Genomic DNA, 24,138 nt, shown 5'->3' with positions numbered 1-24,138 from the left:
AGAGCCCCGGGTACGGCTGAGCCGGACGTGGGCTCGGTGAAGGGCAGACGGGTGACCAACGGACCACTGATCGTGCAGTCGGACAAGACCCTGCTTCTGGAAGTCGATCACCCGGACGCGCAGGCGTGCCGGATGGCCATCGCGCCGTTCGCCGAGCTGGAGCGCTCGCCGGAGCACGTGCACACCTACCGGCTGACCCCGCTGGGGTTGTGGAACTCGCGGGCCGCCGGCCACGACGCGGAGAGCGTGGTCGACGCGCTGATCAAGTTCTCCCGGTACCCGGTACCGCACGCCCTGCTGGTCGACGTCGCCGAGACGATGGACCGCTACGGCCGGCTGCAACTGGCCAACGACCCGGTGCACGGGCTGGTCCTGCGCGGGCTCGACAAGTTCGTGCTGCTGGAGGTGTCGAAGTCGAAGAAGCTGGCCGGGATGCTCGGCGCGCGGATCGACGACGAGACCATCGCGGTGCACCCGTCCGAGCGCGGGCGGCTCAAGCAGGCGCTGCTCAAGCTGGGCTGGCCGGCCGAGGACCTGGCCGGTTACGTCGACGGCGAGGCGCACCCGATCGAGCTGGCGCAGGACGGCTGGACGCTGCGGTCGTACCAGCGGGAGGCGGTGGACGGTTTCTGGGCCGGCGGCTCCGGCGTGGTGGTGCTGCCCTGCGGCGCCGGCAAGACCCTGGTCGGCGCGGCGGCGATGGCGACCGCCAGGGCGACCACGCTGATCCTGGTGACCAACACGGTGGCCGGCCGGCAGTGGAAGCGGGAGCTGATCGCGCGTACCTCGCTGACCGAGGAGGAGATCGGCGAGTACAGCGGCGAGCGCAAGGAGATCCGGCCGGTCACCATCGCGACCTACCAGGTGCTCACCTCCCGCCGCGGCGGCGCCTTCACCCACCTGGACCTGTTCGGCGCCCGGGACTGGGGACTGGTCATCTACGACGAGGTGCACCTGCTGCCCGCGCCGATCTTCCGGTTCACCGCGGACCTGCAGGCGCGCCGGCGGCTGGGCCTGACCGCGACGCTGGTGCGCGAGGACGGCCGGGAGGGCGACGTCTTCTCGCTGATCGGCCCGAAGCGGTACGACGCGCCGTGGAAGGACATCGAGGCGCAGGGCTGGATCGCCCCGGCGGAGTGCGTCGAGGTCCGGGTCACGCTCACCGAGGCGGAGCGGATGGCGTACGCGGTGACCGACGCCGAGGAGCGCTACCGGGTAGCCGCCACCGCCCGCACCAAACTGCCGGTGGTACGCGCGCTGGTGGGCCGGCATCCGCAGGAGCAGGTGCTGGTCATCGGCGGTTTCCTCGACCAACTGCACGAGCTGGGCGAATATCTCGACGCCCCGATCGTGGAGGGTTCGACCACGAACCGGGAACGGGAGCGGTTGTTCGACGCGTTCCGCTCCGGCGAGCTGCGCACGCTCGTGCTGTCGAAGGTGGGCAACTTCTCCATCGACCTGCCCGAGGCGGCGGTGGCCGTCCAGGTCTCCGGCACGTTCGGCTCCCGCCAGGAGGAGGCGCAGCGCCTGGGCCGGGTGCTGCGACCCAAGGGCGACGGGCGGCAGGCGCACTTCTACACCGTGGTGTCCCGGGACACGATCGACACCGAGTACGCCGCGCACCGGCAGCGCTTCCTGGCCGAGCAGGGGTACGCGTACACCATCGTGGACGCGGACGACGTGCTCGGCCCGCCGCTGCCGCAGGTGGATTAGGGCGCCTGCGCCGGGGCGACGGGCGCCGGCGCCGGGCCGGACTCGCCGCGGCTCATGGTGAGCGCGGCGCCCAGGCACAGCACGATCACCAGGCCCACGACCGCCACGGCTCCGATGATCCAGCGGTGGCGCTGCGACGTCGGGGCCGGGCGCGGGGCGACCGGTGCGGTGGCCGTGGGCGTGCGCGCGGCGCCGGCCTCCTCGTACGCCGCGGCGGCGACCACCTCGGGGCTGCCGAGCCGTTCCAGGATCTCCAGCAGCTCGCCCTCGCTGCGCACGTTGCGCTCGGTGCGCTCGGTGGCGATGTGCGCCGCCAGGTCGGCCAGCAGTTCCCGCCGTTGCAGCAGCGGCAGGCCGCTCAGGCGCAGGTCCACCTCGTGCAGGTACTCACCGACCACGTCGGTCTGGTCAGGCTTCATGCGATTCCACCGGTTCCCACGAGACGGTCGACGGTCTGACGGAACGACACCCACTCGGTGCGGAAATGCTCGAGCGCGGACCGCCCGGACGGGGTGAGGCTGTAGTAGCGCCGGGGCGGGCCGCTCGGCGACTCGGCCCACTTGCTGTCCAGCAGGCCACCGCGGCGCAACCGGGACAGCAGCGGGTAGATGGTGCCCTCGGTCGCGGCGAGGGTCCGCTCCTCGGCGAGCCGCCGGACGATCTCGGTGCCGTACCGATCCTCGAACTCCACCATCGCGAGCACGCAGAACTCCAATGTGCCGCGCCGGAGCCCGGAGGCCAACTGCGCTCCCTCTGCCATGTTCGACACAGTACCTTGCGTCGCAAGGTATAGCTACCGCCGCCACCGGAGGCGAAGCGCGCGCCGGGCGGCGCTCGATCCGGTCGGCGTCCCGCGAGATCACGTCGTGCCATACTCTCCGCCGTGGAGGTACACGGGGAATTTCGATACACCTATGCCTGGCTCCGCCGCACGATCACGGTGACGCTCTACCGCCGCCATCCGCGCCGCCAGCGGGTGCTGTCCCTGATCGTCACCGTCCTGGGCGCCCTGCTCTTCGCCCGTAGGCAGGAGGCCGTTTTTGCGCTCATGACCGGACTCGGGCTGTTCGTCGGCCTCGCCCCGGAGTGGATGGCACTGATCGGCTGGCTGCAACAGCGGCACATGCTGACCACCCCGGTCCGCTACACCGTCACGTGGACCGGCGTCGAGACCCGGATGCCGTCCAGTTCGTCCCGGGTGGAGTGGTCCGGGCTGTCCTGGGTGCGCACCCTTCCGGACATGTGGCTGCTCCGGCACGGCGCCGTCACGATCGCGATTCCGCGCGCCGCCTTCCGCCCCGAGGACCAGGCCGCCATCGACGGCGTGGTCGCCGGCGTCAAGGCCGGCTGAGCCGGGCCGCCGATCGCCGCACGTCCGGGAGGGGTCGTCGGACCGGGACCTCACCCGGGCAGCGCGGGACCCGGTCGCAGCAGGTCGGCGAGCAGGTCCCCGTGCCGTTCCGCGCGGTCCAGCGCCTCCGCCGCCCCGAACTGCCGCGCCGGGGCCGCCCCGGTCGCCATCGCCTCGGTCTCCGCCCAGGTCAGCGGCGTCGAAGCGGTCGGTACGGCGCCGGCCCGCAACGAGTACGGCGTGACCGTCGTCTTGGCCGCGTTGTTCTGGCTCCAGTCGATGAAGATCTTCCCGGGGCGTAGCTGCCTGGCCATCTTCGCGGTGATCGACCCGGGCACCAGCCTCGCCAGCTCCTCGGCCACCCGCCGGGCGTAACCGGAGACCACGTCCGAGCCCTGTGTCCCGGAGATCGGGCAGCACAGCTGCATACCCTTCTTCCCGGACGTCTTCGGGTACGCCGCGATCAGGTCCTGGGCCAGCCGGTCGCGCATCAGCACCGCCACCGCGCAGCACTCCCGGAGCCCGGCCGGCGCCCCCGGGTCCAGATCGACCACCAGCAGGTCCGGCTCGGCCCGGACCCGCCACTGCGGAGTGTGCAACTCGATCGCCGCGAGGTTGGCCAGCCAGACCAGGGTGGGCAGGTCGTCGACGACCACGAAGTCGATGGTCTCGCGGCTCTTCGTGGAGCCGGGAACGGGCAGCCGTTCCAGGCGCACCCAGTCCGGCGTGCCCGCGGGCTTGTTCTTCTCGAAGAAGTGCGCGCCCCCCACCCCGTTCGGGTAACGGATCCGGGTGGCCGCGCGGTCGCGCAGGTGCGGCAGCATCACCGGCGCGATCCGGGTGTAGTAGTCGATCACCTCGCCCTTGGTGAAGCCGGCCGCCGGGTACAGCACCTTGTCGAGGTTGGAGAGCTCGACCTCGCGCCCCTCGATCCGTACGACCAGCCGGTCACGGGGCATCGTCGGCACACTCCCCGGGCTGCTTGTCGTCGCGCAACCGCAGGAAACGCGGGAAGCGCAGCCGGCGGTCCGGGGTCTGGTCGCCGTAGCGCACCTCGGCGACCAGCTCCGGGCGTACCCAATGGGCTCCTCGGGCGTCCGCGCGCGGCACCGCGCCGGGCGCGAACGGCGACCGGCCGGCGGCCAGCGGCGCCAGCCGGGACAGCAGCTCGGTCTCCACCGTCGCGCCGATCCCGCCGCCCACCCGGCCGCGGAAGGCCAGGCCGTCCGCGGTCGGCACGCCGATCAGCAGGCCGCCGAGCCTGCGGACGCCCGGACGCCAGCCGCCGATCACGTAGTCGCCGGTCCGGTCGAACTTGACCTTGATCCAGTCCGGCGAGCGCTGGCCGGGCAGGTAGAGCGAATCGCAACGCTTGGCGAGCACGCCCTCCAGACGGTTCTCCCGGGCGGCGGCCGCGGTGGCCGGGCCGTCGCCGAACGCGGGCGGCACCATCCAGCTCGGACCGGCCGGGTCCAGCCGCTCCAGGCGCTCGCGCCGGGCCAGGTAGGGCAGGCCGGTGCAGTCGGTGCCGCCGAGCCGCAACAGGTCGAAGATCAGGTAGGTGACCGGGAGGGTGGCGGCCAGCCGGGCGGCGCGGTTGCGCTCGCGTACGTGCATCCGCTCGGCGAGCGCGGGGAACGACGGCCGCCCGGCGGCGTCGAAGCAGACCATCTCGCCGTCGAGCACGGTGCCCTCCGGCAGGCGCAGTCCGGCGATCTCCGGGTACGCCGCGGTCACCTCCGCGCCGGAGCGGGCGAACAGCCGCGGCGCCCCGCCACCGAACGCGGTCAGCACCCGGACGCCGTCCCACTTGAACTCGTAACTCCAGCCGGCGCCCACCGGGAGCCGGCCCGCGGTCGCGAGCATCGGGGACAGCGGTGATCCCGTCACCCGATCACCATAGGCAAAAGCGTTCACCTTACGCAGTCGTCTCAGTGATGCCATCCTGATCAGGTGCCGAAACCCAAGGGGTGGGAGACTTCATGCGGGCGATCTGGAAAGGCGCGGTCTCGTTCGGTCTGGTGTCGATCGCCGTCCGGCTCTACTCGGCGACCGAGGAGAAGGACATCCGCTTCCACCAGGTGCACCGCACCGACGGGGGCCGGATCAAGTACCAGCGCACCTGCTCGGTCGACGGCGAGGTGGTCCCCTACGACGACATCGCGAAAGGGTATGACATCGGCGGCGGCGAGATGGTCATCCTGACCGACGAGGACTTCGCCGACCTGCCGCTGAGCACGTCCCGCGCCATTGACGTGCTCGAATTCGTGCCGGCCGAGCAGATCGACCCGATCCTGTTCGCCAAGGCGTACTACCTGGAACCGGAGGGACAGGCGGCGAAACCGTACGTGCTGCTGCGCGACGCGCTGCGGGACGCCGACCGGGTGGCCGTCGTGAAGATCGCCCTGCGGCAGCGGGAGCAGCTCGCCACCCTGCGGGTCCGCGACGACGTGCTGGTGCTCAACACCATGCTCTGGCCGGACGAGGTGCGCGCCCCGGAGTTCGGTTTCCTCGACGATGACATCGAGACCCGGCCGGCCGAGCTGGCCATGGCCAGTTCCCTGATCGACTCGATGGCCGCCGACTTCCAGCCCGACGAGTTCACCGACAACTACCGGGCCGCGCTGCAGGAGGTCATCGACGCCAAGGTGGAGGGCCGCGAGGTGGTCCAGCCGGAGGAGGCACAGGAGGCGGCGCCGGCGGCGATCGACCTGATGGCCGCGCTCAAGGCCTCGGTGGAACGGGCCCGCAAGGCACGTGGCGAGCAGGCCCCGTCCGGTACGCCGGCGGCCGACGCGGAGAAGTCGACCAAGAAGGCCGTGAAGAAGGCCACTCCCGCGAAAAAGGCCACGAAAAGCACGGCAGCCACCAAGAAGACCACCGCTGCGCGGAAATCGACCAGCGCTGCGAAGGCCACGAAGAAGTCCGCGTAAGTAGGCTCGGATCCGTGGCATTGACGTGGGCAGAGTCTTACCTGGGTAGGGTGCGCGCGAGCATCGGCGACACCGACACGATCTTCTTCGTCGGCGCACGGACCGTGCTGCTGGACGAGCAGAACCGGCTGCTGTTGATCCAGCGCTCGGACAACCACCGCTGGGCCATCCCGGCCGGGGCGATGGAGCTGGGCGAGAGCATGGAGCAGTGCGCGGTCCGCGAGCTGTGGGAGGAGACCGGCCTGCGGGCCACCTCGCTCACGCCGTACGCGTTCTACACCGCACACACCTACACCAACGACTACGGGCACACGTACCAGCAGGTGCTGATGGCGTTCCGGGTGCACACCTGGGAGGGCGAGCTGCTCCGGCAGACCGAGGAGAGCGTGGACGCCGGCTTCTTCGCGCTGGACGCGCTGCCCGGGCCGCACTCGATGGTGATCGACGAGGCGATGGCCGACCTGGCGACGTTCGAGGCGACCGGCCGGCTGGTGATGAAGTAGCTGGATATGGCGTAAATCGCGGTGCGTGAGCGGGCTTTCCCGGGCAGGATGGCCCCTCGTGACCGACCGTAAACGCCGGCTGAGCGTGGACCCCACCCCGTTACGCACCTCCCGGGATTTCCGGCTCGTCTTCATCAGCGGCGCGGTGACCAGTTTCGGGTCGTTCATCAGCTACGTCACCATCCCGTACCAGGTGGCGAAGCTGACCGACGACCCGCTGATGGTCGGCCTGATCGGTGTCTGCGAGCTGGCCCCGATCCTGATCATGGCGTTCGTGGGCGGCGCGCTCGCCGACTACCTGGACCGGCGGCTGCTGGTCCGGGGCAGCGAGGCGGCGCTCGCCCTGATCTGCGGCCTGCTGCTGATCAACTCGCTCTCCGACGAGCCGCACCTGTGGCTGCTCTACGTCTGCGCGTTCCTCACCGCCGCGGTGGCCGGTCTGCAACGCCCCGCCATGGGGGCGATGCTGCCCCGGCTGGTCAAGGCCGACCAGCTGCCGGCCGCGATGGCCCTGCAGTCGCTGAGCATGCAGTTCTCCCAGCTGGTCGGCCCGTCCCTGGCCGGCATCCTGATCGCCTCGCTCGACCTGGCCTGGGTCTACACGTTCGACCTGCTCACCTTCGCGGTCTCGCTGGTCTGCCTGACCATGGTCAAGTCGGTCCCGCCGCCCCCGGCCGCCGACCGGCCGTCGCTGAACAGCGTGCTCACCGGCCTGAAGTACGCCAGGTCCCGGCCCGAGCTGCTCGGCACGTACCTGGTCGACATCAACGCCATGTTCTTCGGCATGCCGTCGGCGCTCTACCCGTTCCTGGCCGACCGGCTGGGCGGCCCGCAGGTGCTCGGCCTGCTCTACGCCGCGCCCGCGGTCGGCTCGCTGCTGGCCACGGTCGGCTCGGGCTGGACCCAGCGGGTGCACCGGCACGGCCTGATGGTGATCATCGCAGCCACGTTCTGGGGCGTCGGCATCGTCGGCGTCGGCCTGTCCCACTGGCTCTGGCTGACCCTGTTCTGCCTGGCCTTCGCGGGTGCCGCGGACATGATCTCCGGCCTGTTCCGCATGATCATCTGGAATCAGACCGTCCCGGATCACCTGCGGGGCCGGCTGGCCGGCATCGAGATGCTCTCGTACACCACCGGCCCGCTGCTGGGCCAGCTCCGCTCCGGCATGATGGCCCGTACCTCGCTCGGCATCAGCGGCTCGATCTGGGTCGGCGGCGCGCTGTGCGTGGCCGGCAGCCTGGCGCTGGCCGCGATGCTGCCCAGGTTCGTCGGCTACGACGGCGCGGACGGCCTGGCGTTGAAGCAGGCCGCCGACGAGGAGTGGGCCGCCGGCGCCGAGGCTCGCGCGGCCGGCTGACGAGCGCCGGGGCCCGCCCGGGACCGGTCCGGCCCCGGGCGCGTCGCGCCTAGCTCTTCACCTTGACGGCGTCGTAGCGCACCTGTGCCTGGCGCGTCGAGCTGCCCGGGTAGACGGCCTTCCAGGTGCCGGACTTCGTCGCGGTCAGCTTCCTGGTGTACGTGCCGTTCTTGCCGGTGACCGTCTGCCCCTGGTAGACGTAGCTCTTCGTGCCGGTGGCCCGGAAGTAGAACCGGATCGCCACCCCCTTGGCGCCGTACTTCGCGCCGTAGCCGTACGGGTCGAAGGTGAGCCGCCCGGTATGGGTCAGCTTGCTGCCCTTGCGCACCGGCTCCGGCGTCGCGTTGTAGGTCAGCGCCGTGGGCCGCCGCACCGCGAAGGTGGCCGCCCGCTCCGCGACCCGGCTGTCGGCCACGCTCTGGTCCCACCAGGTCACCTCGACCCGTACCCGGTAGGTCCCGGGGTCGTGGAAGCCGCAGAGGAACACGTTGTCGGTGTAGTAGGCGTAGTTTCCGCTGCGGGAGCTGTACTTCATCAGCAGGAAGTCGGCGTCGTCGCCGTCGGGCGCGACCACGTGCGCGTTGACGCCGAAGATCTCGTCCTCGCTGGGCCGGGGGTCGTAGACCTTGACGGTGACCCGGGTGCGGTTGCCGCAGCCGGCATCGCCGTCGAGGACGACCGCGGTGGTGGAGAGACCGACCGCGGCGACCGAGATGTCGGCCCGCGCCGGGGAGGCGGCCAATCCGACCGTGGTCATCGCCGCGAGGGTGGCCAGAAGCGCCGATCCGCCGCGGCGGACAAGAGACTTGCGCATGGGTTTCCTTTCCTCGATACGCCGGCACGACGGGTCGGAACCGTCGTACCGAGGAAGTGTCGATGTCCCCGGTAAGCCTTTCCAGCCTGCGCGGGAAGTTCTGGACCTACGGGCCGAAGGCCCCGGCCGAACGGTCGGCCAGAAAGAACCGAACCGCTTTTGCCACTTACGCCCCGGCGCGGCGGCCACCGGCCGTGCCCGGCCGGTGGCCGCCGCACGGGAGTGGCGGCGGGCCTCAGCCGAGGGCCGGCGCCAGAACCTGCTCGCACCACTGGCGGAACGTGGTGGGCGTGGTGTTGTCCGGCGTGCGCCGCTGCGCGTTGTCCAGGCCGGCCGCCTTGGCGGCCATCATGTCCACCATGCCCTGTGCCACCGACGCGGACATCCCGGTCGCGAGCAGGCCGGCGCGGAACGCGTCGAGCGGCACGTGCTCGTACCGGATCGGCCGGCCCAGCACCTCGGACATGATCCGGGCCTGGTCGGCGGCCGACAGATCGGCCGGGCCGAGCACCGGGACCTCGGCGAAGCCGGTGCCGGCCCAGCTCCCGTCGAGCAGGAGCCGGGCCGCGGTCGCGGCGATGTCCCGGGTGGCGCAGGTGGGCGCCGCCAGCTCGGCCGGCAGCGGCCCGAAGAAGCGGCCCTGCCGGATCGCCTCGACCTGGTGGAGCAGGTTGTCCATGAAGGACGGCATGGCCAGCGCCCGGTAGGCCACGCCGCTGCCGGCGATCACGTCGTCCATCTCCAGCGACAGCGTGACGTGCCCGGCGTTCGCGGCCATCGGCGTGCCGCGGCCCAGCGCCGAGACGCCGACCACCCGGGCGACGCCCCGCTTGCCGAACGCCTCCCGGGCCGGCGCCACGAAGTCCAGGTAGACGCTGCGCAGCTCGGCGGCGTGCGGGTCCGGCGGCGGGAGGAAGAACACCGACTCCGCGCCGGCGAAGGCCGCGTCGACGACCTCCGCGTCGCCGTGCGATCCGGTTACGACGTCGACCCGGTCCCGGACGTCCGGCCGGAGCCGGGCCGGGTCGCGGGCGATCACCCGCACCTCGGCGCCGGCGGCGAGCAGGTCGCCGAGCAGCTGGGAGCCGATCCGACTGGTGGGCGCGGTCACCACAATCATGCTTTTCACCCCTTTTTCCGGTACGAACGTTCTCCTGCCAGTCAACCGGGGCCCGGAGCCACCGTGAAGGACCGATCCGGCCCCCATTGATACCGTGGCGGTATGAATGACGTGGAGGTACGCCAGCTCCGCTACTTCGTCGCCGTCGCCGAGGAACTGCACTTCGGTCGGGCAGCCGAGCGCCTCGGCATGGCCCAGCCCCCACTCTCCCGGGCGATCCGCGAGCTGGAACGGCAGCTGGGCGTACGACTGCTGGAGCGCACCACCCGTCAGGTCGCGCTCACCCCGGCCGGCGCGGCCCTGCTGCACGACGCCCGGATCGCGCTGGACGCGGTACAGGCGGCCGTCCGGCGGGCGCGCAACGCCGGACGCCCCGAGCCGGCGCTGCGGGTCGCGCTGAAGGCCGACTTCGACGCCGGCCTGCTGCCCCGCATCCTCGACGAGTACCGGCGCGAGCCGGCCGCGCTGCCGGTCGAGGTGCTGCTCGGCGGCCGCGGTGAGCAGGTGCCGGCGCTGCACGACGGCCGGGCCGACGTGGCGCTGCTGCCCACCCCGTTCGACGAGCGCGGACTGGACCGCGAGCCGCTGCTGACCGAGCCGCGCCTGGTCGCGTTACCGGCCGGCGACCCGCTCGCCGCGCGTACCGAGCTGTGCCTGGCCGACCTGGCCGGCCACACCCTGCCGAACGGCGAGCCGGCCGACCGGGAGTCGCGGGACTTCGCGCCGCCGGCCCGGCAGCTGGACCTCGCGCAGATCTTCAATCTGATCGAGCTCGGCAGCATGGTCCTGTTCGCGCCGCTGTCGGTGGCCCGCCGGCACCCGCGCCCGACGATCGCGTACCGCCCGGTGCGCGATCTCGCGCCGACCACGCTGACCGTGGCCTGGCCGCAGGACAGCCACTCCCCCGCGGTCGCGGCGTTCGTCCGGGTCTGCGCCGCGGTGGCGGCCGACGCCTCGGTGGTGACCGGTCCGGCCGAACGCATCGCCCCCGTTGACGATCGCGAATCGGTCATCCCGGCAGCCTGACGGCGAAAAGCCGCTTGGCAGTCTGCAGCATGGCACTTCGTCTGCTGGCGAACGGCCGGATGGCGTGCTTGACTGGATTTCCAGAGCTACGCGGGCGGATGCGTAGCGGGGGAGCAGTTCGGCACCCGGCGGCAACCGGGTGCCGTTTCCTTGTGGGCGCGCACCCGGCGTGCGGTTGTCACTACCGAACGCTTGCGGCCGCTGTTCTGATAGGACAGTAATAGAAATTGTCCGGGAGCCCACGGGGGATCCCGGCCCCCGCCGGGTGATCGCCCGTCGGGGCGCCCACGACCAGACGATGAAGGACCCATGCCTGAGGGTGACTCGCCCACCGTCGCACGCCGGCGCGTCCGGCTCGCGCTCCGCGAGGCCCGGGAACGGGCCGACCTGACCCAGCTCCAGGTCGCCGACGAGATGGAGTGGTCGCTCAGCAAGGTCATCCGGATCGAGAACGGCGACGTGTCGATCTCGCCGAACGATCTGCGGCCGCTGCTGGCGTACCTGGGCATCAAGGACAAGCCCACGGTCGCGGCGCTGGTCGCGGACGCCCGGATCGCCCGCACCCGGCAGCGTCAGGTCTGGTACCAGAAGCCGGAGTTCCGGGAGAACCTGACCGACGCCACCCGCAAGCTGATCGAGTACGAGAACGAGGCCGCCCAGATGCGGTCGTACTCGGTGTATTACGTGCCCGGCCCGTTGCAGACCCCGGCCTACGCGGCGGCACTGATGACCCGCTTCGAGGACGAGCTGTCCGAGAGCCAGCGGGAGCGTCGCATCGAGGCGCGCCGGCTGCGCCGGGAGTCGCTGCTGGCCCGGGCCGCCTCCGGCGACGTACGGATCCTGGTGATGGTGGACGAGTCGGTGCTGCGGCGCACCATCGGCGGCCCGGCGGTCTTCGCCGAGCAGCTGCGGGAGCTGCTCCGCCTCGCCGAGACCGATGCCATCACGATCCGGATGGTGCCGTTCTCACTGGATGCGTCGGTCACCAACAACGCCAGCTTCGACCTGCTCACCCTCGGCGAGGGGGAGGTGCTCTACCGGGAGACCGGCCTCGGCGACGAGATGATCGAGGACCGGGACACCACGGCCAAGCACCGCGCCCGGTACGACAAGGTCTGGCACGAGGTGGCGGACGAGGCGGCCACCATCACCTTCGTCAAGAGTCAGATCCACAGCATGGAGCAGGCTCAGTAGTCGCGCGGGCCCGCGGCGGCGCGGGCGAAGGCCGGGGCGCGGCCGTTGGCGAGCTCGCCGGCGAACCATGCGCCGAACCCGGCCAGGCCGAGGGCGAGGATCTCGACGAAGAGCAGTCCGCCGCCGGCCACCCGGTCCTGCGCCCGGATCCGCACCATCAGGATCACCGCGAAGGCGACCAGCACGCCGATGTTGATCAGGGTGCGCAGCGCCCCCAGCCGGCGCGCCTGGGGCCGGCGCAGCAGCATCACGTCGACCGCCCCGGCCAGCATCGCCGGCACGCCGACGACCAGGCCGGCGACGAGGTTCCAGTAGGCCAGCGCGCCCATGATGGTAGGCCCGCCGAGCAAGTCGGCGAGATCGAACAAAACGGCCATTGCGAACAGGCCGAGCGGGAACATCACCAGTACGGGTTGTACTGCCTGTCCCGCGATCCTCAGTCGGCTCTCCATCCGGCTTCGCCCTCCCCTACCTGCGAAAATACAGGTTCGTCGCGGCATCCTCGGTTGGCATTCCCGGTACCTAGGGCGGCGAAACGCCACCGTGCGTGCCGGTCGCCGAATATCCTGCGCGTCACCCGCTTCTCCGCAATCTGCAATATGGCAGTTAGCGCAGTGGCGAGCCGATACCTGGCGTGCTTCACTCAAGGCAGAGCAACAAGGGCGGAGTTGGAGGGAGAGACGAACAACGGCACCCGGCGGCAAACGGGTGCCGTTGTCCCACCTCTACCGCACTTTGTTCTTGCGCGACGTCCCATCGCGACTGTTCCAGTGCTGCACGAGCGAGGCGGGGATACGTCTTTCGCCAATGGTGGCTCCGGCCCTCTCCGCCTCGCAAGGTACGGCGAGAAGGAGTGCGCCATGAGCACACGCGGCACCCGCACCTACTACAGCGGATCGGACGCCGAGGTCACCGAGGCGCATTTCGTCTGGCACACCACACCGCGGTCATTGACCTTCGCCATTGCCGATCTGCGCCACGCCGGATCGGTGCGGGCCCCGGCACGCATCCGTCCCTATGCGCCGCATCTGGCCGCCGGCACCCTGCTGGCCGTCGCCGCCGGGTGGACCCTGCTGGCGAACCCGAAACTGTACGTGATCGGCCTGCTCGCGCTCACCGGCCCACTGCTCGCCCTTCTCTGGCGCCGGCCGCGCCGCTGGGAGCTGCACGCGCAGTACCACGGCACCCCGGTGCTGCTCTACTCGTCGAGTGATGCACGGACCTTCAACCAGGTCCGCCGGGCCCTGTGCCGCGCCCTGGAAAACGGCCGGCACACCCCCGGCGATTTTCCGCTGACTCCCGCCTGACCAGGGCGGACGGCCCCTTCCTAACGGGTGACAGCGGCCTATCGCAGCAAAACCCCGCCCCGCACGTCTCGTTCTGATAGGACAGTAACTAGGATGTTCGCAACCTCGCTGAAAGCCACTGAGCAACCAGCGAGGTAGCAGACTGACACCGCTGCACCGCAGACCCGTCTCGACCACTTCAACGATGAAGGTCACATGACTGAGGGTGACTCACCCACCGTCGCACGCCGGCGCGTACGGCTCGCGCTCCGTGAGGCGCGGGAGCGGGCCGACCTGACCCAGCTGCAGGTCGCCGAGGAGATGGAGTGGTCGCTCAGCAAGGTGATCCGGATCGAGAACGGTGACGTGTCCATCTCGCCGAACGACCTCCGGGCCCTGCTGAGCTACCTCGGCATCCGGGACCGGGCACTGGTCGGCTCGCTGGTCGCGGACACCCGGATCGCCCGGACCAGGCAGCGCCAGGCGTGGTACCACACCCCGGATTTCCGGGAGAACCTCACCGACGCCACCCGCAAGCTCGTGGAGTACGAGAACGAGTCGACCGGGATCCGGTCGTACTCGATCTACTACGTGCCCGGGCACCTGCAGACCCCACGCTACGCCCGGGCCCTGATGACCCGTTTCGAGGACGAGCTCAGCGACCATCAGACCGCCCGCCGCATCGAGGCGCGCCGGCTGCGCCGCGAGTCGCTGCTCCAGCGCGCCGCGTCCGGACAGGTGGAGATCCTGGTGATGGTGGACGAGTCGGTGCTGCGGCGCACCATCGGTGGCCCGGCGGTCTTCGCCGAGCAGCTCGGCGAGCTGGCCGGCCTCGCCGCCAACGGCGCCATCCGGATGCGGATGGTCCCGTTCCGCCTGGACGCGTCGGTCACCAACAACGCCAGTTTCGACCTGCTCGCCTTCGGCGAGGGCGAGGTGCTCTACCGGGAGACCGGCCTCGGCGACGAGATGATCGAGGACCGGGAAGCCACCGCGAAACATCGCGCGCGTTTCGACAAGGTTTGGCAGGAAGCCGCGGACGAGGACGACACGATCGCCTTCATCCGGCAGCAGATCGCAGCCCTGGAACACGGCCACCAGAACCGCTCGGCCCGGGCGCACACATGAATACACATGAATAACCGAGGCCGCGCCCACTCCGGGCCCGGCACAGAACCTGTGGAGAGATTCCCGATGAAAGACACCAACGGGCCCGCATGGCGCAAGAGCAGCCGATGCGGCACGTCGACCTGCGTCGAGGTGGCCAAGGTCGACGATAACTACCTGATCCGCGATTCGAAGAACCCCGAAGCCGCCGCCCTGACCTTCACCAAGGCCGAATGGGATGCATTCATCGAGGGCGTCACCGCGGGCGAGTTCCGTTTCTGAAGGGTCACGGGCGGCCCGCTCCGACCAGGTGCGGGCCGTTCAAAAATACTCACAAAATACATATTCCCGTCACAACGAGCGCCGCATAACTCGCAATTTGTGAGATAAGCGGCGTCCTTTCGTTTTCACTCATGTCGCACCCCTTCCACCTCCGCCGGGTTCGCATACCGTGGATTTCGGACCACCACGGAGGTGCAAGAATGATCGGAACCACCAGGGGAATGTGCTGGCGGCGGAGTAAACGGTGTGCCACCGGCGCGTGCGTCGAGGTCGCGCGAGTCGGGGAATTGTTCCTGATCCGCGACTCCAAGAACCCTGACAGCCCTCCACTGACCTTCACCCGGGAGGTCTGGGAGGCCTTCCTGGCCGGGATCAAGGCCGGCGAGTTCGGCACCGCATGAATCCGAACCCACCGGAGCGGCTGAGTGTCGCGGGCCGGGCGCGCCATACTGCACTGGTGGACGGCAATCAGTACGCCACCGATCGAGACCGCTTCACCACGCTGCACGAGGCGGCCGACACCCTGCTGGACGAGCTCACCGAGCGCTACCAGGTGGAGCGCCGGGAGACCAAGGAACCGCTCGGGCCCGACGAGGCGCTCGTGCGGACCGTCCGGCTCATCCCACGCACGCCGGCGGCGGCGCCACTGGCGATCCAGTTCACCGATCCCGGCCTGCACCTGCGGATGGGCTGGTGGTGGCTGGAGGTGCTGCCGGTCTGTGGGTGCGACACCTGCGACGCGGACCCGCAACTGCTCAGCCGCCAGCTGCGCCGCCACGCCCTCGCCATGGTCGACGGCGGTCTGTGGGAGCGGGTCCGCCGCGGCATGAGCGGCTCCTGGTACGAGGCCCGGCTGATCGGCGCCGGAATCGAAGCCGACCGGGAGGGGCCGCTCTCCGCGGCCGCGGCCCGGGACGCCCGGCGGGGCGGATTCGCCGCCCCGGTGCGGTGGGCGCCCTGGCCGGTACGCGCCTAGCCGGAGCCGTCGCGCTGATCGGCAGCCCGTCGGACCTGTGCCGGCCGGCTGCCCAGCAGGCGCAGCGCGGCCTGGACCGCCGGGCGGCGCAACGCCCCGGCCATCGAGAACTCCCCCCGGCAGAAGCCGGTGAACGCCCGCCAGCCCAGCGCGCTCGACATCGCGGTGTGCAGCATGGACGGATACCGGCCGAAGACCCCGAGCAGGCGACGGCCGGCGATCATCTCGGGCTGCAGCCGCTCGGCGACGATCCGGTCGTACGCGGAAAGGTCCTCGGATCCGGCGGCGATCCGCCCCGCCCACGTCCCGGACCGCAGCGCGTAGCTGATGCCCTCCCTGGTCCACGGTTCGAGCAGGCCGGCGGCGTCGCCGGCGACCAGCACCCGGCCGTGGCGCACCGGCGAGGCCGCGGCCCGGCACCGGGTCAGGTGCCCGGAGTCGCGCAGCACCGCCCGGCCCGCCAGGCCCAGCCGCTCGACGAAGTCACGCAGGTAGCGCTTGGTGTCCGCGCCGCGGCCCTTCTCCATGATCACGCCGACGGTCAGCTCGTCGTCCTTGGGAAACACCCAGCCGTACGAACCCGGGACCGGTCCCCAGTCGAGCAGCACCCGGCCGCGCCAGCGCTCCCGGTCCGCACGCGTGGCCGCCAGCTCCACCTCCAGGCCGAGGTCCTGCTGCTCGAAGACGACCCCGACGTGCCGGCTGGTGATCCCGGCCGAGCCGTCGGCGCCGATCGCCACCCGGGCGGTGACCGTGGCGCCGCCGTCGAGCGTCACGGTGACCCCGTGCTCGTCCTGCGTGAGGGCGCGGACCTGGGCGTGCTGGCGTACCGTCGCGCCCGCCCGCACCGCGGCCTCGCACCAGGCCTGGTCGAAGTCGTCCCGTCGGACCAGCGCGAGCAGCGGCTCACCGGCCGAGGTACGGGTGAACGCGCGCCGCCCGTCCAGTGTGAACGTGATGTCGGTGATGGTGTCCCGCACCGGAACCGCGAGCCGCTCCGAGCTCAACCGCAGCGAACTGCCCAGCAGGCCCCCGCCGCAGGTCTTGTACCGCGGGTGCGCGGCGCGCTCCAGCACCACGACCCGCGCCCCCTGGGACGCGGCGGCGTGCGCGGCCGCCAGCCCGGCCGGGCCCGCTCCGATCACTGCGACGTCCCAGACCGGCTCCACCAGCACGGATCCGAGTCTAGACATGCGCGGCGGTGCGGCCCGCAGCGCGAGCGACTACCGTCACGCGGTGACCACTACCGCCGTGCCGGACCTGCGGGCGACCACCCGTGCGGTCTACCTCGCTTTCATCTTCCTGGGCGTCGCGATGGCCAGCTTTGCCGCCCGGATTCCGCAGATCCGCGACGAGCTGGACCTGACCCCGTCCCGGCTGGGGCTGGTGCTGCTGGCCGCCGCGATCGGGTCGATCACCTCGCTGCCGCTGGCCGGGCACATCGTCGGCCGGTTCGGCTCGCGGCACACGGTGGCCGTGATGGCCGTGGTGCTCGGGCTGTCGCTGAGCGCGGTGGCGGTCGGCTACCGGTTCGGGGTGGTCCCGGTGGTCACCGGCCTCTACGTGTACGGCTTCGCCACCGGCGCGTGGGACGTGGCGATGAACGTGCAGGGCGCGGCGGTGGAGCAGCGGCTCGGCCGGGCGATCATGCCGCGGTTCCATGCCGGCTACAGCATCGGCACGGTGGCCGGCGCGCTCCTGGGAGCGGGCGCGGTGGCCGCCGGCATCTCGGTCACCTGGCACATGGTGATCATGATCGTGGCATCGGCCGCGATCGTCACGGTGGCGGTCCAGAAGTTCGGGCCGGACCAGGCCGCCCAGGACGACTCGCCGGCCGGCGAACGCCCGTCCGCCCTCACCTTCTGGCGGGAGCCGCGCACCCTGCTGATCGGGGTGTTCGTGCTCGCCTTCGCGTTCACCGAGGGCGCCGGCATCGACTGGATCAGCGTCGCCATGATCGACGACTACGGCACCTCGGCCGGCACCGGCACGCTCGCCTTCGCGGTGTTCCTGGCCGCCATGACCATCGGCCGCTGGTACGGCCCCGGCCTGCTGGACCGGTACGGCCGGGTCATGGTGCTGCGCGCGCTCGCCGTGATCGGCCTGGCCGGCCTGCTGCTGTTCGCCTTCGGCTCACATCCGGTGGTCGCCTTCGCCGGCGCGCTGCTGTGGGGCATCGGGGCGTCACTCGGCTTCCCGGTCGGGATGAGCGCGGCCGCCGACGACCCGGCCAAGGCCGCGCCCCGGGTCGGCGTGGTGGCCTCGATCGGCTACATCGCCTTTCTCGGCGGCCCGCCACTGATCGGCTTCCTCGGCGACCACATGACCGTGTCCCGCGGCCTGCTCGCCGTCGCCGCGCTGCTGGTCGTCTCGATCACGCTGTCCTCGGCGCTCAAGCCGCTGCCGCCCGCCCCGCTCGAACGGTAGGCGGTGGGCGGGGGCCAGCCCGTCGGCGGCCGCCGTCCGGGACACGGACCCGGCGGCCCGCCTCGGCGACCACGTCCGCGAGATAGTTGGTGCCCATGCCGCCGAGCTGGGCGACGACCGCGGCGACGGCCGCGGCCGGGGGGAGCACGAGCGCGGCGGCGACCGGGGCGAGCGCGGAGGCGGTGAGGAACGCCGCCACGGCCGGCGGGGTCAGGGTGAGAGCGGTCCGCTTCGAGCCGCGGGCCAGCGATCGGCAAAGCGTCCACCGCGGCTGCCACGGCCCGGGCTGCCGGGGTTTCACCGCCGGTTACGGCTGCGCCCACCGCGCGCATGCTGGCCTCTGTCCGATGCCGGTGATGTCGGACCGGGCCAGCGTGTCCGGGCCGGCTCGCGCCGGCCTCGAACAGCGGTGGACGCGTTCAGGGCCGGTCCGGCACCACCCCGGCGAACAGGTCGGTCTCCGGCAGGTGGGTCGGCACCGACGAGGAGACGAGGTGGTAGTCCTCGGTGGGCCAGACCTTCATCTCCAGGTCCAGCGGGCAGGACAGTTCCGGGCCGTCCGGGTTCACCTGCGTCTCGTGGGCCAGCAGCGCGGCCCGCCGGATCGGGAAGTACTCGGCGCACTCGATGCGGGTGGTCACCTCCCAGGCCGGCCAGTCCTCGGGCCAGCCGGCCAGCACCTCACCGGCCGGGGAGTCCAGGCCGGCGTCGAGCATCGCCCGGTGGATGGCCTCGAAGTAGTCCCGGTTGAAGGCGCAGGTGTAGTAGAGCTTCTGCGGGCTCCACACCGGACCGCAGTCCTGATATCGCGACGGGTCGCCGGCGGCCAGGAAGGCGGCCACCGCGACCTGGTTGGCCTTGATGTGATCCGGGTGCGGGTACCCGCCGTTCTCGTCGTACGCGATCATGACGTGCGGCCGGAACTCGCGGACCGCCTCGACCAGCGGCCGGGTCGCGACGTCGACGGGTTGCGCCGCGAAGCTGTCCGGCGGCACGTCACCGTTGGCGACCAGGCCGGAGTCGACGAAGCCGAGGAACCGCTGCCGCACCCCGAGGATCTCGCGGGCGCGGGCCATCTCGGCCCGGCGCCGGGCGGGCAGCTCGGCCCGGACCTCCGGGCGGTCCAGCGCCGGGTTGAGCACGCTGCCGCGCTCACCGCCGGTCATGGTGCAGACCAGGACGTCCGCGCCGGCCCGGGAGTACTTCACCAGCGTGGCGGCGCCCTTGCTGGACTCGTCGTCCGGATGGGCGTGCACGCTGAGCAGTCGCAGCCCGGACAGGTCGGTGCGGGTGGGCGGGGTCATCGGGTACCTCCTTCGACGAGCGTCCCGGTCTTCCCGGGCGCGGGACCGGCCGCGGGCCTGCCGGGGGCGTGCCGCGGATACATCGCGGCGGGGATCAGGGTCAGTACGGCGAACGCGACCACCCAGCCGAAGGTGTGGCCGAACGCGGCATCCGCGGTGGAGTCGCCCAGCGCCGTCTGCAGGATGATGGCCAGCACGGCCGTACCGATCGAGCCGCCGATGCGGTTCAGCACGGTACGCACCCCGGTGGCGGCCGGAACCTGCGCGCGGGTGACCGACGTGTACGTGGCGGCCGCGTTCGGCGGCACCACCGCGCCGAGCCCCAAGCCCCGGACGAACAGCGCCCCCACCAGCAGGAACAGTGGCGGTCGGGAGCCGGTGAGCAGGAACGGGACGGTGCCGGCGACGATGGCCGCGATGCCGAGCAGGGACACCGCGCGGGGGCCGTGCCGGTCGGTCCAGCGACCCGCCAACGGGGCCACCACGGCCATGCCCAGTGCCTGCGGGGCCAGGGCGAGGCCGGCGGCGAGCGGGCTCAACGCGTACGCCTGCACGAGGTACAGGGGGATCAGCAGCATCGATCCGTACAGCGCGGCGCCGATCAGGAAGGTGTTGACCGCGGCGAGGGTGAAGCCGCGGCCGGCGAACAGGCTCAGGTCGAGCAGGGGCGTCCGGGTGGTCCGCAGAGCGTGCGCCACGTAGGCGATCAGCGCGATGGCCCCGTACCCCAGCAGGGCGGCGCGGGCCGCCGGGTCGGCGTCCGGGCCACTCAGTGAGAGTCCGTAGACCAGGGCGACCAGGCCGGGTGGGAGCAGCAGCAGACCGGGCGCGTCGAGGCGCAGCGTGCGATCCCGCTCGGCGTCGTCGGGCGGGACCAGCCGGGCGGCCAGCACGAGCGCGGCCAGGCCGATCGGCAGGTTGACGAAGAACATCCAGCGCCAGCCGGGGCCGGTGGTGAGCAGGCCGCCCAGGACCGGTCCGGCGATCGGCGCGAGCGAGACCGGCGTGGTGATGAGCCCGACGAGCCGGCCGATGCGAGCCGGTCCGGCGATCCGGGCGATCAGCGCCTGCCCGACCGGCTGCATGAGCCCGCCGCCGAGGCCCTGCAGCGCCCGGAACGCGATCAGGGCGCCGGCCGTCGTGGCGAGCCCGCTGAGCGCCGAGCCGAGGACGAACACCGCGACGGCCAGCAGCCAGACGCGCTTGCCGCCGAAGCGGTGGACCAACCAGCCGGAGAGCGGCGCCACGAGCGCGACGGCGAGCAGGTAGCCGGTGGTCACCCACTGCACGGTGAGCAGGTCGGCGTGCACGCCCTCGGCCACGGAGCCGATGCCGACGCTGACGATCGTGGTGTCCAGTTGGGCCAGCACGGCGCCCGGGACGAGCACGGCGGCCACGCGGAGCAGTGCGGGGTCGAGGCGATCGGACATGCGACGAACTTAGGTCGAGTAAATATTTATGTCAAGCATAATTTTATGTTGAGCACAATGCGGCTACCATGACCGGCATGAGCGACGTGACGGGGCTGCGCGAACTGAAGAAGCAGGCAACCAGGGAACGGCTCGCCCACCAGGCCACCGTGCTGTTCATCGAGCACGGGTTCGACAACGTCACCATCGCTGATGTGGCCGCGGCGGCCGGCGTGTCGAAGATGACGGTCACCAACTACTTCCCGCTCAAGGAGGATCTCGTCTTCGACGCGTACGCCCTCGTCGAGGACAGCCTGGCCGCCGCGGTGCGCGCCCGCCGCCCCGGCGAGTCGGTGCTGCACGGGCTGCACCGGCAGTACCTGGCCGCGCTGGGCGGGACGTACCCGGTGCTCACCGGGCACTCCTCCGCGGGCTTCGCCCGCCTGGTGCACGAGAGCCCACGGTTGCGCGCCCGGGAACGCGAGATCGACGAGCGGCGGGAGGAGGCACTCGCCGCCGCGCTCGCCGCCGAGGACGGGGCCGGGGACGCCGACCACACCCGTGCCGCCGCGGCCCAGCTCGCCGCCGCACACCGGGTGCTGTTCCGGCTGGTCCGCTCCCTGGTGCGCGACGGCATGCCGCAGGACCAGACCGACCGCCGGGCCGCCGCCGCGGCCGCGGTCAGCTTCGGGCTGCTCGAGCCGGCCCTGGGCGACTATCTCGTCCAGACCGCCTGACCGTCGCGGACCGGAGCGGCGAACGCGGTGAGCCCGGGCCGGACCACCTCGGCGGGAAGGGCCTGCGCGACGACGTCATGGCCGCCGAGACGATCGGCCGCCGCCACGGCATGGAGATGATGGTCCGCGACCAGACCCGCCCCGACCTCCCATTACCCACGGTCAAGGTGCTGGTTCCGGGTCTGCGGCCGGTGGCCGCCAGGTTCGGGCCCGGGCGACTCTATGACGCCCCGGTGGCTCAGGGGCGGCTCGTCACCGCCACCCGGTACGAGGATGTGAACCCGATACCGCTGCCGCTCTGACCACCCTCCGGGATCGGCGACTCGGTGGCGGTGACAGCGGCGCGCGATCAACCTTCCCGGGGACCCCGCCACGATGCCGCGGCAGCCGGCGCCGTCCGGGCCGGTCATCGAGCGGCCTTCCGGCGCCGGGTCTCGTGCGCGGAGAACGCCGTCAGCGGTTTGCCGGTGCGCCAGTTGATGCAGGGCTCACCCGATGCGGCCCCGCACCTGTCGCAGCTCACCGCGAGGTGGCGGGCCGGCGTCGCGGGCCCGCTCATCGGGGCAGCAGCAGGGTCGGCTGCTGCGGCCGGTACGCCGCCGGATCCACGCCGTGGGTGCCCCGGCAGGTCCGGCACAGGGGCTTGGTGGCGTCGACCGGGTGGATGGTGGACTCCTCGTACGGGTGGGGCTCGTAGGCGACGCGCTCGATCACCAGCGGCCGGTTCGCCGCGACGGCCGCGGAGTTGACGCAGCGGTGCGGCCGGTCGTGCGACCCCCTGAGCGCCTGCGCCGGCAGGGTCAGCAGTCCGGGTGGGGCGTCCTCGCAGTCGGCGGTGTGCACCACGCCCGCCGGCGGGTACTCGTGTCGCTCCATCAGTCTGCCTCCCTCAGCGTGGTGATCACGGTGTCGCCTCCGGTCCGCTCGACATCATCGGGGTACGGGGCGTACGGGCAGCTCTGGATGCCGCACCGGCAGTGGTTCCGCGGGCTTCGCCGGGGGCGGATCCACCAGCGGACGGTTCGTCGTGCGCGCATGCCATCGCCTCCACGCCGAGTCGCTCCGGGGGGTCGGCGACGGCGAGGCCGGTGCATTTTCCACGCTTTGTCTAGACGGGAACCGGCCCCGCCGTCACCTGGGGACGGCGGCGAGCGCAACCGCTCTCGACGCTGGACGTGCCCACCGCCGCCGTCGCGGACATTACACCTGTCGTTGACAGATGTCGCCGCACTCGACCGTTTCTCACCATCAAGTGCGAGAGTACATAGCGTGATCATGTGGGTATGGGACGCCTCTACGACACCAGCGAGATCGCCGACCGGCTCGGCGTCACACGCCAGCGCGCCCACGTCATCACCCGGCAGAAGGGCTTCCCGGAGCCGTACGACGAGCTCGTGATGGGCTCGGTGTGGCGGGTGGAGGACGTCGAGGCGTGGATCCGCGAGCACCGGCCCGAGATCGCCGAGGACCCGGAGTCCTGAGCCGACAGCCGGGCGACCGCCCGGCGGGGTGAGCACCCTGGCACGGCTCTCCGGCGCGGGACCGTCACCACGCTCGGCGCCGCCGGCCACGCCGAGCGCCGTCGCGCCCCCACCCGCGTCACTCACCGTCACCCACGGGACCGGGGCCCATCTACCGTACGGCGCCCATAAAGAAGATCCATTGAAAGGTTCCCCCACGTTGATATAGAGTTCGGGCGCACCGAGGAATTCCGGTTCGTCTCCTCGGCGTTCAACGCGTGTTCCACAACGGGGAAAGGCTCAGTGAAAATCAGCATGAATAGCAAGTTGAAGCGTGGCGTCCTGACGGCTATCGCATCGGGCGCGGCCGCGGTCGCATCGCTCGCCGTTCTCCCGGCTTCGCCGGCGTTCGCATACACCCCCAGCTGCCTCACCTACTCCCTGAGCCAGGGCTCTTTCAAGGTTTGCGTGGTGCAGACCAGCTCGACCGCCGCCAAGGCTTACGTCACGGTGGCCAGCAACAGCACCTACATCAGCGGCAAGCTGGTCATCGTCACGCCCAGCGGCTCCTACAGCAGCTGCAGCGGCAAGTACTACTCCGGCGACACCTGCTCCATCACCAAGTCGCACGGCAGCGGCACCTACCGGAGCGCGTGGAACAGCGTGAGCGGCTCCACCTACGAGGGTGGCGCGGTCCGGGTCTGACCCGTCACGGGGGAGACGCGGCGTACGCCCGGTGACCGTCCAGGACGGTGACGGACGTACGGGAAATGCCGTATCCCACCCCGGCCAGGCATGAATTCGCGGAACTCCGAGTGACGACCTCGCACGAGATACGTCACTCGGAGTTCCGCGTCAGTCAGGGCGGACCATCCATCCCGCCGACCATACGGATAAGTCCGGAAAGAAACAGGATCGCACCGGACCCGTTCATCGCGTAACCCATTCCGTTACGCATTCACGAATCAGCGTCCGGATTCGCACCACCCCCGGCCTCCGACGCCGACATCCACAAGACGGTCCGCCCGAAGAACGCGGTCGAATCGAATCGGGCCGCACCGCTCGCGGACGATTTCCCAACAAACAGAAACGCCTTCGAATTCACTTCGAAGGCGAACTGTCCGCGAGCCGCAAGCGAC

29 protein-coding genes are annotated in these 24,138 nt (G+C 71.3%); 17 read left to right on the top strand and 12 right to left on the bottom strand.

The features are described from left to right. Positions 1–51 precede the first annotated feature (51 nt). The gene (locus tag ACTEI_RS01655; RefSeq protein WP_122981858.1) at positions 52–1,713 is read left to right on the top strand and encodes a DNA repair helicase XPB; all 1,662 of its coding nucleotides are present in this window, start codon (positions 52–54) and stop codon (positions 1,711–1,713) included. Here ACTEI_RS01655 and ACTEI_RS01650 read toward each other — a convergent pair. Together ACTEI_RS01650 and ACTEI_RS01645 are read right to left on the bottom strand one after the other, a co-directional pair. Further along, positions 1,710–2,132 carry an HAAS signaling domain-containing protein gene (locus tag ACTEI_RS01650; RefSeq protein ID WP_122976017.1) on the bottom strand — a complete coding sequence of 141 codons (423 nt, stop codon included), beginning with the start codon at positions 2,130–2,132 and terminating at the stop codon, positions 1,710–1,712. The genes ACTEI_RS01655 and ACTEI_RS01650 overlap by 4 nt on opposite strands. Then, positions 2,129–2,473 (bottom strand): PadR family transcriptional regulator, encoded by a 345-nt coding sequence (locus tag ACTEI_RS01645; protein ID WP_122976016.1) that lies wholly within the window; start codon positions 2,471–2,473, stop codon positions 2,129–2,131. Before ACTEI_RS01645 ends, ACTEI_RS01650 begins: the two co-directional genes overlap by 4 nt. Positions 2,474–2,596: 123 nt before the next feature. Here ACTEI_RS01645 and ACTEI_RS01640 point away from each other — a divergent pair, with 123 nt between their 5' ends. Next, positions 2,597–3,064 (top strand): YcxB family protein, encoded by a 468-nt coding sequence (locus ACTEI_RS01640; RefSeq protein ID WP_145830799.1) that lies wholly within the window; start codon positions 2,597–2,599, stop codon positions 3,062–3,064. A gap of 50 nt (positions 3,065–3,114) precedes the next feature. Here ACTEI_RS01640 and ligD read toward each other — a convergent pair whose 3' ends face one another. Then, entirely contained in the window at positions 3,115–4,023 is a 909-nt protein-coding gene (gene ligD, locus ACTEI_RS01635; RefSeq protein ID WP_122981857.1) for a non-homologous end-joining DNA ligase, read from the bottom strand. Further along, positions 4,013–4,954, bottom strand: coding sequence for an ATP-dependent DNA ligase (locus ACTEI_RS01630; protein WP_164465809.1), 942 nt, complete (start codon positions 4,952–4,954; stop codon positions 4,013–4,015). Before ACTEI_RS01630 ends, ligD begins: the two co-directional genes overlap by 11 nt. Before the next feature lie 92 nt (positions 4,955–5,046). Between ACTEI_RS01630 and ku the strand changes: the two genes are divergently transcribed. From ku to ACTEI_RS01615, 3 genes are read left to right on the top strand one after another with little or no spacing between them, the layout of a single operon-like run. Beyond that, positions 5,047–5,997, top strand: coding sequence for a non-homologous end joining protein Ku (gene ku / locus ACTEI_RS01625; protein WP_122976013.1), 951 nt, complete (start codon positions 5,047–5,049; stop codon positions 5,995–5,997). A 14-nt stretch (positions 5,998–6,011) separates the two neighbouring features. Beyond that, complete coding sequence (locus tag ACTEI_RS01620; RefSeq protein WP_122976012.1) at positions 6,012–6,500, top strand: NUDIX domain-containing protein; 489 nt, start codon at positions 6,012–6,014, stop codon at positions 6,498–6,500. Positions 6,501–6,558: 58 nt separating this feature from the next. Further along, entirely contained in the window at positions 6,559–7,857 is a 1,299-nt protein-coding gene (locus tag ACTEI_RS01615) for an MFS transporter (protein WP_122976011.1), read from the top strand. 49 nt (positions 7,858–7,906) lie between these two features. Here the strand turns inward: ACTEI_RS01615 and ACTEI_RS01610 are convergent, their stop codons facing one another. Next, entirely contained in the window at positions 7,907–8,671 is a 765-nt protein-coding gene (locus tag ACTEI_RS01610) for a hypothetical protein (protein ID WP_145830798.1), read from the bottom strand. Positions 8,672–8,906: 235 nt separating this feature from the next. Further along, positions 8,907–9,791: an NAD(P)H-binding protein gene (locus tag ACTEI_RS01605; protein ID WP_122976009.1), complete on the bottom strand. Its 885-nt coding sequence runs from the start codon at positions 9,789–9,791 to the stop codon at positions 8,907–8,909. Between the two features lie 102 nt (positions 9,792–9,893). Between ACTEI_RS01605 and ACTEI_RS01600 the strand changes: the two genes are divergently transcribed. Together ACTEI_RS01600 and ACTEI_RS01595 are read left to right on the top strand one after the other, a co-directional pair. Beyond that, positions 9,894–10,817: a LysR family transcriptional regulator gene (locus ACTEI_RS01600; protein WP_122976008.1), complete on the top strand. Its 924-nt coding sequence runs from the start codon at positions 9,894–9,896 to the stop codon at positions 10,815–10,817. 309 nt (positions 10,818–11,126) lie between these two features. Beyond that, positions 11,127–12,011 (top strand): helix-turn-helix domain-containing protein, encoded by an 885-nt coding sequence (locus ACTEI_RS01595; RefSeq protein WP_122976007.1) that lies wholly within the window; start codon positions 11,127–11,129, stop codon positions 12,009–12,011. Here ACTEI_RS01595 and ACTEI_RS01590 read toward each other — a convergent pair. After that, entirely contained in the window at positions 12,005–12,463 is a 459-nt protein-coding gene (locus tag ACTEI_RS01590; RefSeq protein ID WP_122976006.1) for a DUF2231 domain-containing protein, read from the bottom strand. The two genes, ACTEI_RS01595 and ACTEI_RS01590, sit on opposite strands and share 7 nt — an antisense overlap. A 408-nt stretch (positions 12,464–12,871) precedes the next feature. Between ACTEI_RS01590 and ACTEI_RS01585 the strand changes: the two genes are divergently transcribed. From ACTEI_RS01585 to ACTEI_RS01565, 5 genes are all read left to right on the top strand, one after another. Then, on the top strand, positions 12,872–13,318 hold the full coding sequence (locus tag ACTEI_RS01585) for a DUF6232 family protein (RefSeq protein ID WP_122976005.1): 447 nt from the start codon (positions 12,872–12,874) through the stop codon (positions 13,316–13,318). 195 nt (positions 13,319–13,513) lie between these two features. Then, positions 13,514–14,425: a helix-turn-helix domain-containing protein gene (locus ACTEI_RS01580; RefSeq protein ID WP_122976004.1), complete on the top strand. Its 912-nt coding sequence runs from the start codon at positions 13,514–13,516 to the stop codon at positions 14,423–14,425. 66 nt (positions 14,426–14,491) lie between these two features. Beyond that, the gene (locus ACTEI_RS01575; RefSeq protein WP_122976003.1) at positions 14,492–14,686 is read left to right on the top strand and encodes a DUF397 domain-containing protein; all 195 of its coding nucleotides are present in this window, start codon (positions 14,492–14,494) and stop codon (positions 14,684–14,686) included. A gap of 200 nt (positions 14,687–14,886) precedes the next feature. Beyond that, entirely contained in the window at positions 14,887–15,087 is a 201-nt protein-coding gene (locus ACTEI_RS01570; RefSeq protein WP_122976002.1) for a DUF397 domain-containing protein, read from the top strand. 56 nt (positions 15,088–15,143) lie between these two features. Continuing rightward, positions 15,144–15,662: a DUF6226 family protein gene (locus ACTEI_RS01565; protein ID WP_239082540.1), complete on the top strand. Its 519-nt coding sequence runs from the start codon at positions 15,144–15,146 to the stop codon at positions 15,660–15,662. Here ACTEI_RS01565 and ACTEI_RS01560 read toward each other — a convergent pair. Then, positions 15,659–16,855, bottom strand: a complete 1,197-nt coding sequence (locus ACTEI_RS01560) for a geranylgeranyl reductase family protein (protein ID WP_122976000.1) — start codon at positions 16,853–16,855, stop codon at positions 15,659–15,661. The two genes, ACTEI_RS01565 and ACTEI_RS01560, sit on opposite strands and share 4 nt — an antisense overlap. Before the next feature lie 43 nt (positions 16,856–16,898). Between ACTEI_RS01560 and ACTEI_RS01555 the strand changes: the two genes are divergently transcribed. Next, complete coding sequence (locus ACTEI_RS01555; protein WP_239082539.1) at positions 16,899–18,089, top strand: MFS transporter; 1,191 nt, start codon at positions 16,899–16,901, stop codon at positions 18,087–18,089. A gap of 419 nt (positions 18,090–18,508) precedes the next feature. Here the strand turns inward: ACTEI_RS01555 and mca are convergent, their stop codons facing one another. Beyond that, positions 18,509–19,393 (bottom strand): mycothiol conjugate amidase Mca, encoded by an 885-nt coding sequence (gene mca / locus ACTEI_RS01545; protein WP_122975997.1) that lies wholly within the window; start codon positions 19,391–19,393, stop codon positions 18,509–18,511. Continuing rightward, positions 19,390–20,823, bottom strand: a complete 1,434-nt coding sequence (locus tag ACTEI_RS01540; RefSeq protein ID WP_122975996.1) for an MDR family MFS transporter — start codon at positions 20,821–20,823, stop codon at positions 19,390–19,392. The genes mca and ACTEI_RS01540 overlap by 4 nt, the downstream gene beginning before the upstream one ends. Positions 20,824–20,900: 77 nt before the next feature. On the opposite strand from ACTEI_RS01540, the gene ACTEI_RS01535 reads away from it, so the two are divergent. Further along, positions 20,901–21,539: a TetR/AcrR family transcriptional regulator gene (locus tag ACTEI_RS01535; RefSeq protein WP_164465808.1), complete on the top strand. Its 639-nt coding sequence runs from the start codon at positions 20,901–20,903 to the stop codon at positions 21,537–21,539. A 77-nt stretch (positions 21,540–21,616) separates the two neighbouring features. Next, entirely contained in the window at positions 21,617–21,841 is a 225-nt protein-coding gene (locus tag ACTEI_RS01530) for a YcaO-like family protein (protein WP_122975995.1), read from the top strand. Between the two features lie 104 nt (positions 21,842–21,945). Here the strand turns inward: ACTEI_RS01530 and ACTEI_RS39260 are convergent, their stop codons facing one another. Together ACTEI_RS39260 and ACTEI_RS01525 are read right to left on the bottom strand one after the other, a co-directional pair. Then, complete coding sequence (locus tag ACTEI_RS39260; RefSeq protein ID WP_425321050.1) at positions 21,946–22,098, bottom strand: zinc finger domain-containing protein; 153 nt, start codon at positions 22,096–22,098, stop codon at positions 21,946–21,948. Continuing rightward, positions 22,095–22,415, bottom strand: coding sequence for a hypothetical protein (locus tag ACTEI_RS01525; RefSeq protein ID WP_122975994.1), 321 nt, complete (start codon positions 22,413–22,415; stop codon positions 22,095–22,097). Before ACTEI_RS01525 ends, ACTEI_RS39260 begins: the two co-directional genes overlap by 4 nt. 407 nt (positions 22,416–22,822) lie before the next feature. On the opposite strand from ACTEI_RS01525, the gene ACTEI_RS01520 reads away from it, so the two are divergent. Together ACTEI_RS01520 and ACTEI_RS01515 are read left to right on the top strand one after the other, a co-directional pair. Beyond that, the gene (locus tag ACTEI_RS01520; RefSeq protein WP_122975993.1) at positions 22,823–23,020 is read left to right on the top strand and encodes a helix-turn-helix transcriptional regulator; all 198 of its coding nucleotides are present in this window, start codon (positions 22,823–22,825) and stop codon (positions 23,018–23,020) included. A gap of 450 nt (positions 23,021–23,470) precedes the next feature. Next, positions 23,471–23,704, top strand: a complete 234-nt coding sequence (locus ACTEI_RS01515) for a hypothetical protein (protein ID WP_145830796.1) — start codon at positions 23,471–23,473, stop codon at positions 23,702–23,704. The last annotated feature ends 434 nt before the right edge of the window (positions 23,705–24,138 follow it).

The sequence above is a fragment of the Actinoplanes teichomyceticus ATCC 31121 genome (assembly GCF_003711105.1).
Classification (GTDB): domain Bacteria; phylum Actinomycetota; class Actinomycetes; order Mycobacteriales; family Micromonosporaceae; genus Actinoplanes; species Actinoplanes teichomyceticus.
This window is presented reverse-complemented; position numbering and strand designations above follow the sequence as displayed.

Excerpts from the sequence above, each read along its gene's own strand:
- ACTEI_RS01650 (WP_122976017.1), bottom strand. The coding sequence starts at position 2,132 with ATGAAGCCTGACCAGACCGACGTGGTCGGTGAGTACCTGCACGAGGTG.
- ACTEI_RS01645 (WP_122976016.1), bottom strand. The coding sequence starts at position 2,473 with ATGGCAGAGGGAGCGCAGTTGGCCTCCGGGCTCCGGCGCGGCACATTG.
- ligD (WP_122981857.1), bottom strand. The coding sequence starts at position 4,023 with ATGCCCCGTGACCGGCTGGTCGTACGGATCGAGGGGCGCGAGGTCGAG.
- ku (WP_122976013.1), top strand. The coding sequence starts at position 5,047 with ATGCGGGCGATCTGGAAAGGCGCGGTCTCGTTCGGTCTGGTGTCGATC.
- ACTEI_RS01610 (WP_145830798.1), bottom strand. The coding sequence starts at position 8,671 with ATGCGCAAGTCTCTTGTCCGCCGCGGCGGATCGGCGCTTCTGGCCACC.
- ACTEI_RS01605 (WP_122976009.1), bottom strand. The coding sequence starts at position 9,791 with ATGATTGTGGTGACCGCGCCCACCAGTCGGATCGGCTCCCAGCTGCTC.
- ACTEI_RS01600 (WP_122976008.1), top strand. The coding sequence starts at position 9,894 with ATGAATGACGTGGAGGTACGCCAGCTCCGCTACTTCGTCGCCGTCGCC.
- ACTEI_RS01595 (WP_122976007.1), top strand. The coding sequence starts at position 11,127 with ATGCCTGAGGGTGACTCGCCCACCGTCGCACGCCGGCGCGTCCGGCTC.
- ACTEI_RS01590 (WP_122976006.1), bottom strand. The coding sequence starts at position 12,463 with ATGGAGAGCCGACTGAGGATCGCGGGACAGGCAGTACAACCCGTACTG.
- ACTEI_RS01585 (WP_122976005.1), top strand. The coding sequence starts at position 12,872 with ATGAGCACACGCGGCACCCGCACCTACTACAGCGGATCGGACGCCGAG.
- ACTEI_RS01580 (WP_122976004.1), top strand. The coding sequence starts at position 13,514 with ATGACTGAGGGTGACTCACCCACCGTCGCACGCCGGCGCGTACGGCTC.
- ACTEI_RS01575 (WP_122976003.1), top strand. The coding sequence starts at position 14,492 with ATGAAAGACACCAACGGGCCCGCATGGCGCAAGAGCAGCCGATGCGGC.
- ACTEI_RS01570 (WP_122976002.1), top strand. The coding sequence starts at position 14,887 with ATGATCGGAACCACCAGGGGAATGTGCTGGCGGCGGAGTAAACGGTGT.
- ACTEI_RS01560 (WP_122976000.1), bottom strand. The coding sequence starts at position 16,855 with ATGTCTAGACTCGGATCCGTGCTGGTGGAGCCGGTCTGGGACGTCGCA.
- mca (WP_122975997.1), bottom strand. The coding sequence starts at position 19,393 with ATGACCCCGCCCACCCGCACCGACCTGTCCGGGCTGCGACTGCTCAGC.
- ACTEI_RS01540 (WP_122975996.1), bottom strand. The coding sequence starts at position 20,823 with ATGTCCGATCGCCTCGACCCCGCACTGCTCCGCGTGGCCGCCGTGCTC.
- ACTEI_RS01535 (WP_164465808.1), top strand. The coding sequence starts at position 20,901 with ATGAGCGACGTGACGGGGCTGCGCGAACTGAAGAAGCAGGCAACCAGG.
- ACTEI_RS01530 (WP_122975995.1), top strand. The coding sequence starts at position 21,617 with ATGGCCGCCGAGACGATCGGCCGCCGCCACGGCATGGAGATGATGGTC.
- ACTEI_RS39260 (WP_425321050.1), bottom strand. The coding sequence starts at position 22,098 with ATGAGCGGGCCCGCGACGCCGGCCCGCCACCTCGCGGTGAGCTGCGAC.
- ACTEI_RS01525 (WP_122975994.1), bottom strand. The coding sequence starts at position 22,415 with ATGGAGCGACACGAGTACCCGCCGGCGGGCGTGGTGCACACCGCCGAC.
- ACTEI_RS01520 (WP_122975993.1), top strand. The coding sequence starts at position 22,823 with ATGGGACGCCTCTACGACACCAGCGAGATCGCCGACCGGCTCGGCGTC.